The 6,361-nt window shown below is 32.9% G+C and carries 5 protein-coding genes; 1 reads left to right on the plus strand and 4 read right to left on the minus strand.

All coding sequences use genetic code 11. The annotated features are described in order from the left end of the window. Positions 1 to 46 precede the first annotated feature (46 nt). Positions 47 to 1,156, minus strand: coding sequence for a M14 family zinc carboxypeptidase (locus BBH99_RS07245; RefSeq protein WP_066693977.1), 1,110 nt, complete (start codon positions 1,154 to 1,156; stop codon positions 47 to 49). Between the two features lie 970 nt (positions 1,157 to 2,126). Between BBH99_RS07245 and BBH99_RS07250 the strand changes: the two genes are divergently transcribed. After that, on the plus strand, positions 2,127 to 2,663 hold the full coding sequence (locus tag BBH99_RS07250) for a helix-turn-helix transcriptional regulator (RefSeq protein WP_066693983.1): 537 nt from the start codon (positions 2,127 to 2,129) through the stop codon (positions 2,661 to 2,663). A gap of 753 nt (positions 2,664 to 3,416) precedes the next feature. Here BBH99_RS07250 and BBH99_RS07255 read toward each other — a convergent pair. From BBH99_RS07255 to BBH99_RS07265, 3 genes are all read right to left on the minus strand, one after another. After that, positions 3,417 to 4,589 carry a proline dehydrogenase family protein gene (locus tag BBH99_RS07255; RefSeq protein WP_066693985.1) on the minus strand — a complete coding sequence of 391 codons (1,173 nt, stop codon included), beginning with the start codon at positions 4,587 to 4,589 and terminating at the stop codon, positions 3,417 to 3,419. A 64-nt stretch (positions 4,590 to 4,653) separates the two neighbouring features. Beyond that, positions 4,654 to 5,583: a UbiA family prenyltransferase gene (locus BBH99_RS07260; protein WP_066693988.1), complete on the minus strand. Its 930-nt coding sequence runs from the start codon at positions 5,581 to 5,583 to the stop codon at positions 4,654 to 4,656. Between the two features lie 11 nt (positions 5,584 to 5,594). Next, on the minus strand, positions 5,595 to 6,361 hold a 767-nt coding region (locus BBH99_RS07265), incomplete at its 5' end, for a mevalonate kinase family protein (protein ID WP_066693991.1).

A 6,361-nucleotide genomic window follows, 5' to 3' on the forward strand; every position in this document is an offset into this window, starting at 1 on the left:
AAAATATAAAAAACAATTTCGGCAGCCCGTTGGGCTGCCGAAATTATTAATCTTCTATGGTAAAATCCACTACTGAATCCAGCTTCGGATATTTATTGGCAGAAATAAATTTCTTTCCTGTGCAGTCTACTTCCAGCCAGCCTTTCCTTTTTTTCACATCTCCTGCTTCCATCACAAAAGGAACGAAGGAAATTTCTTCTTTCCCTTCCTCTTTCATTTCTCTATATTGAACCGCAATATCTAAAATACATTCATGTTCTGTATTCAATTTTACATTTCGGTAGATGATATCATAATGGGTTTCTTTATTTTCCGGAATATCCAAATAAGTTTCCCATCCTGTACTATCTGAGTTCAATTCACTGATTGCTTTCAATGCATAATATAAAGCAATTGTATAATATTTTCTGGTTCCTTTTCTTGTGTAGTCATCTACAAAATGTCCACCTTCAAATAAAATAGTAGGCATCCCTGCCTTTATAAAATTGTCACCTGTGGAAGTAGGATAAAATTCATCCGAATATCTTCCAATCTGGTTCGGAATCATTTCTTTTAAATGATTATAAATACTTCCGATAACCGCCATACATTTTTTTCTGTTTTCTGTAACGGTACGTTCTACGTTTTCAGAGGGAGCTAAAAAAGAAAGAGTAGCCGGATGGATACCATCTGTAGTAAAAATGGTTCTCTGCTCATGAAGGTTCAATGCATAATCATATTTCTTTGAAGCTGCAGCTTTTTTCAGAAACTTAATCTCCTTACTTGCCTCATTATGGAAATCACGGTTAAGATCAATATCGGATGCATTCAGTCTTGTCCATCTTTCAGATCCGTCAGGGTTGAGCATAAAAATAAAGTCTAATCTGATTTTACTAAATAAGTCTTCCTTCATTTCAGGAGCCTTATCAAGGCTTGTCAAAAGATCAAGCATGGCATGGGTAGCATTGGATTCATTTCCGTGCATTTGAGACCAGGCCAATACCTGGATGTTTCCGGTTCCGATGCTTAATTGATAAATAGGCTTCTCTAAATAGGAAGTTCCGATCTCCTGAATATAATCGCTGAGATTCGCCTGTAGGTAAGAAAATAATTTTTCAGGGGAAATATAGCGATTTGAGAAATCGGGAGTTGGAGAATAGATATGTTCAAAGTTCATTGCTGGAAAATAATTTACTGGAACCAAATTTAGCCATTTTAGAGCATACAATAAATATTAACATTTGTAAATAGGTCGAAAGCAGGAAAAATTAACAGGATTTTTGTAAACAGAATTAAATTTACAAAAGTCAAATTCAGGTTTTTAGCCGTTGTGAGTCGATTAACATAAGTAACATTGTTAAACATCTGCTACTGACAAAATGTCTGTTGATAAAATTGTGGATTGCGAATAATTTAATTAAATATATTTAAAATTCTTAATTTCAATTAGTTATGGATTTTATTTAAATACTATTTGTAACCTTACTTGAAGTATAAAAACATCCATTTTAGGCTGAATAAGCATATTTATTTCAAACATATTAAATATATGAAATATAGGACTTATGCGTAATATACAAATGTAAAAAGAGAAATTTCAAAAAAAGTCCTGCCATTTTTATCTGAATTAATTTTTCAGAGAAACTTTAGAGCTTAATGGAAAAAGAATTTTGTTAACTAATATAATCTATCTGTAAATGGAGCTATAATTCCTCTTTAAAATGTATTTTACACGAGTAATTTACTTATGTATATCAATGATAACACCTTATATATGTGTTATAACCCATATTTTAGAAGTTTAATGACTTTTATATCAGTTCTTCGCATATTAACTTTGTAAATCATAAAATTAGAAAAGAGAGGGCTTATAGAATAGTCCTTTAGCAGCCAAAATTTATATTTATAGGTCATTTTTTATGGTCATTTATCTGGAATATGCTTCCATTATAGATTACTACTTATAATTAAATTTAGCCTATACAATATTAAAATACATTTGTAATAAAATAATAAATTATTTAATATCAGTTAATTACATGTTGTTTACATTTGTATATTGACAAGTATTTTAACTATTTACATCTGTATGTTGTTTTTGTAAATTTTATAGATTACATTTGTAACATAATTAAAGGCTTATTTTTATGAGTTTAAACGAAAGAATTTCAAAAGTTATAGAGTATTCCCGACTTACCCCTTCTGAGTTTGCAGATGAGATTGATGTACAACGTTCCTCAATTTCACATATTACATCCGGAAGAAATAAACCGTCATTGGAATTTATCATAAAAATAAAATCCCGTTTCCCTGAGCTACTTTGGGATTGGTTGGTTACAGGTGAAGGCGAAATGCTAAAGCCAGCATTACCGGAAACAAAAATTCAGGAAGAGCAGCCTGAAGAGGATCAGGTGAGAACAACTCCTCTACCCGATCTTTTCACTATGATCAATGAGGATAATGAATTCGGAGCAGATGAAACAGAAACTGAACCTCTTCTGATATCTTCTGGAGAATCGGTTATACCGGCCCAAGATAAAGCTTCAGAAAAAATATCGGATTCTCAGCGATTAGAAAATTCCCCTGAAGATATTTTAAGCCAAGTAATTGGAAATCAAACCAATAAAATAAAGCGTATTGTTTTGTTCTATGAAAACGGAAAATTTGAGAGTTTTGAACCTTAGAGTTAGATATTCATCATCTAATATTCAAAAGTAAAAATAAATGTCTGTTAGTCATTTTTAAGAATGTACGAATGATCATCAAAAAGAAAATCTGAAATTTCTTTTGACACCAAGATTTTGCTAAGAGTTCTGCCTTATTTAAGGAAGCTAAGAAGGAATCAATTTCATTGATTTTTGCTAAGCGAATGTACAGCCATATAGCTTACCTAGCCACTGAATAAAGTACTAGAATTTTGGAAGCAACAACACCAAATGAATCTATCTATTCCAGTAAAAAAATTATTAAAAAACCTGACCAAGGAAAAGGCCAGGCTAAAAAATATTTGAAGAAGAAAACTAAAGCTATTTGCTTTATTTGTTTTTAAATTTTGGGTATTCCTGAGTGTACATTTACTTCTTTCACTGTTCATTTATTAACGTATATCCAGGAATTATAACGAATCTATTTGAGAGAATGATCTCTTTCGGAACCAGAGAATTCTGTCACATTATAATAGAATCGTGGCAGATAAAGTATGTTCATGCATTAGTTTTTACAGCTTTATCAAATATAGAAATTAAAAATAAAATCAGCAATAAAAATTAAATTATTTTAATAAATAATTAATATTAAATAAAAATTAACTTTTAATTATCAACGGATGATATTTTATTTGATTTGTAAAATTTACAATAAATACAATATTTATATTAAAATAACTCAAACAAAAAGACCCGCAGATTTTGCGGGTCTTTCGTTTATTTAGATAACAATTATTTTTGTTTTTTCCTTCTTTCCAATTCTTTTTTGATAAGTCCAAGTTCTCTTCCGGTTTGTCCGGCTACAGAGGTGTTTTCCTGGGCTCTTCTCGTTAGATATGGTACAACATCCTTTACAGGTCCGTACGGCAGATATTTAGCTACGTTATAGCCTTTATCAGACAAGTAGAAGGTAATATTATCACTCATTCCGTAAAGCTGTCCGAAATAAACGTGTGGATTCCCGTTTTCCAAAGACTTGGCTTTCATTTTATCCATAATCAGCTCAGAAGAGATTTCGTTGTGGGTTCCAAAGAATGCAGATACTTTATCCAGGTGATTCATTACAAAGTCAATTCCTGCATTATAGTTCTTGTCTGAAGCTTCTTTAGTAGGCTGAATTGGATCTGCATATCCTTTTTCTGCTGCTCTGGCTCTTTCTTTTTCCATATAGGCCCCACGAACAATCTTATAGCCGATAAAATAGTTCTTTTCTCTTGCTCTCTGCAGGTGTGCTTCCATGTATTCCAGTCTTCCGGTTCTGTACATCTGGATCGTATTCCAAACGATAGGTTTTTCCGGGTTATATTTCTCCATCATCTCTTCACAAAGCTGGTCTGCTGAATCCTGCATCCAGGTTTCTTCCGCATCTACCATTACTTTTTTGTCATTTTCATGGCAAAGAGCACATACTTCATCAAATCTTCTTACTACTCTCTCCCATTCTTCTTTCTGGCTGGTAGTAAGCTCTGCCCCTTTTCCAACAGCTTCATAAAGATCAATTCTTCCGAATGCTGTAGGCTTAAATACGATAAAAGGAATCGCTGGATTTCCTACTGAAAATCTTACAATATCTTTGATCTCCTTACATACTGCATCAAAAGTTTCTTCATCTTCTTTCCCTTCAATGGAATAATCGAAAATACTTCCAACTCCTCTCTTGAAAAGCTGTTTTACCACCTTCATACTTTCCTCACGGGTTTCTCCACCACAGAACTGTTCAAACAAAGTGTTTTTTACAATTCCGGTAACGAATGGAAAGTTGTTGTGTACTGTAAAATTCAGAACGGATGTTCCAAGGCTGGTAAGAGCGGGCTGTTCAATCATTTTAAACATCCAGTAAGCCTTTCTCAACTGTGCATCTGTCTTGTCTGCAAATGCAACTTTAGTATCATTAAAAATGGGCATTCCTATTTATTAAATTTAGTTACGCAAAGGTAATAATAACCTGAGTTTATTTAAAGAATTTTTATTATAATTTATGTTCTATTCCGTTTAAAAGCATTGCTATGATTCCTACAAAAACCCATAAACGTAATATATTAAGTGTGAGGAAGTTGCTTTTCCGGGTAGAATTTAAAAAGAGATAGATACAAAGAATCATTACAAAAAGACCTCCTGCAAAATAATAAGCCATGAATCCGGTAACCCCGGTTTTGGTAATAATTTTCATCGAAACGGCCATTGTTATGAGGAGTAAAGAGATAAGAATGATCTTTGTATTCCTGCTTTTAAAGTAATTGGGAATGGTAGTATAACCAAATGTCTTATCTACACTTCTGGTAAGGGTATCTTTTACAATATCAATGCATAAAAGGATCAAAAAAAGAAAAACAGCCATCAGAAAAACCTTCTTTAAAAAAGTTTCATAGTACACCATCATTCCAAAGAAAGGATATAGGGTAAGGCTTACAAAAGTGAGATTATTCAGTATTAATATCCTGCTTAATTTATGACTGTAAAGCCACATAAAAAACTGGTACACTACGAAAAAAATAAAAACATTATGGGAGATCATCCAGGCTACTCCTAGTGAAATAGCTGTTAATCCCAGGTAAGCATATAGAAAATACTTCTGTTTGATGAAGCTTTGAATTCTGGTTCTGAAAGGTTTTACAATATGATCTTTCTCCAGATCGTAAAACTGATTAATGATTCCACCTGCTAAAATTGTCAGAACGGTACAGAAAATAATACCGTGAACTTTAAAATCAAAGACAAAATTTCTGAAGGATTCTTCCTGATTAAACAGGAAAAATGTGGAAACGTAGAGGGCAAATGTAAGAAGGGCAGCTACAAAAAAGCGTGCTCCCAGCAAAAAGCCCACGAATTGTGAAAATCTGTAGTATAGAGATTTTGAGATGAATTTTTTGGATTGGAAAGTTTCTTTTTCAGAATTCATTTCCAACCTGTTTAAAATCTGTAAATCACCTCTTTTTGGAAGCCTTCAAGCATTTTTTCTGCTTTTTCATAATCCTGAGTAAAGCCTAAAATATAGCCTCCGCCGCCACTTCCGCAGAGTTTTAAGTAATAAGCATTAGAATCAAGACCTTTTTTCCAGATGTTAAAAATGCTTTCAGGGATCATAGGACGGAAATGTTCATAGGCCCAGTGAGAAAGCTTTTTAAGATTTCTGAAGAAAGGATTCATATCTTTTTTAAGGAACGCTTCTATACAAGCATTGTTATAACGGATAAATTCTTCTTTTAATGTTTTGCGGAACCCTTCTGTCTTCATTTTTTCAAAGAAGATCTGGATCATAGGTCCTGTTTCTCCTGTAATTCCGGAATCAATCAAGAAAATAGCTCCTTTTCCTTCCTGTCCTTCAGGGATCGAAACTCTGTCAAGATTTTCTTTATTTTCGATAAGAATAGGCAGGTTCATGTAGCAGATCAATGGATCCATCCCAGAACTTTTTCCATGGAAATAGCTTTCCATTTCACCAAAAACAGCCTTTAATTTTTTAAGATTTTCTTTGGAGATATTGTCCGGATTCAGTTTGCTGATTGAATATTTTTCAAAAATGGCAGCCACCAAAGCCCCTGAACTTCCTACTCCATATCCTTGCGGGATATTAGAATCGAAGAAAAGTCCGTTTGAAATATCTTTTTTGAAGCTTTCAATATCCAATGTAAAATCATCAGAAAGATCAAGCGTAGTAAGAAAGTCTGAATATTTCT

The sequence above is a fragment of the Chryseobacterium contaminans genome (genome assembly GCF_001684955.1).
In the GTDB taxonomy this organism is placed as follows: domain Bacteria; phylum Bacteroidota; class Bacteroidia; order Flavobacteriales; family Weeksellaceae; genus Chryseobacterium; species Chryseobacterium contaminans.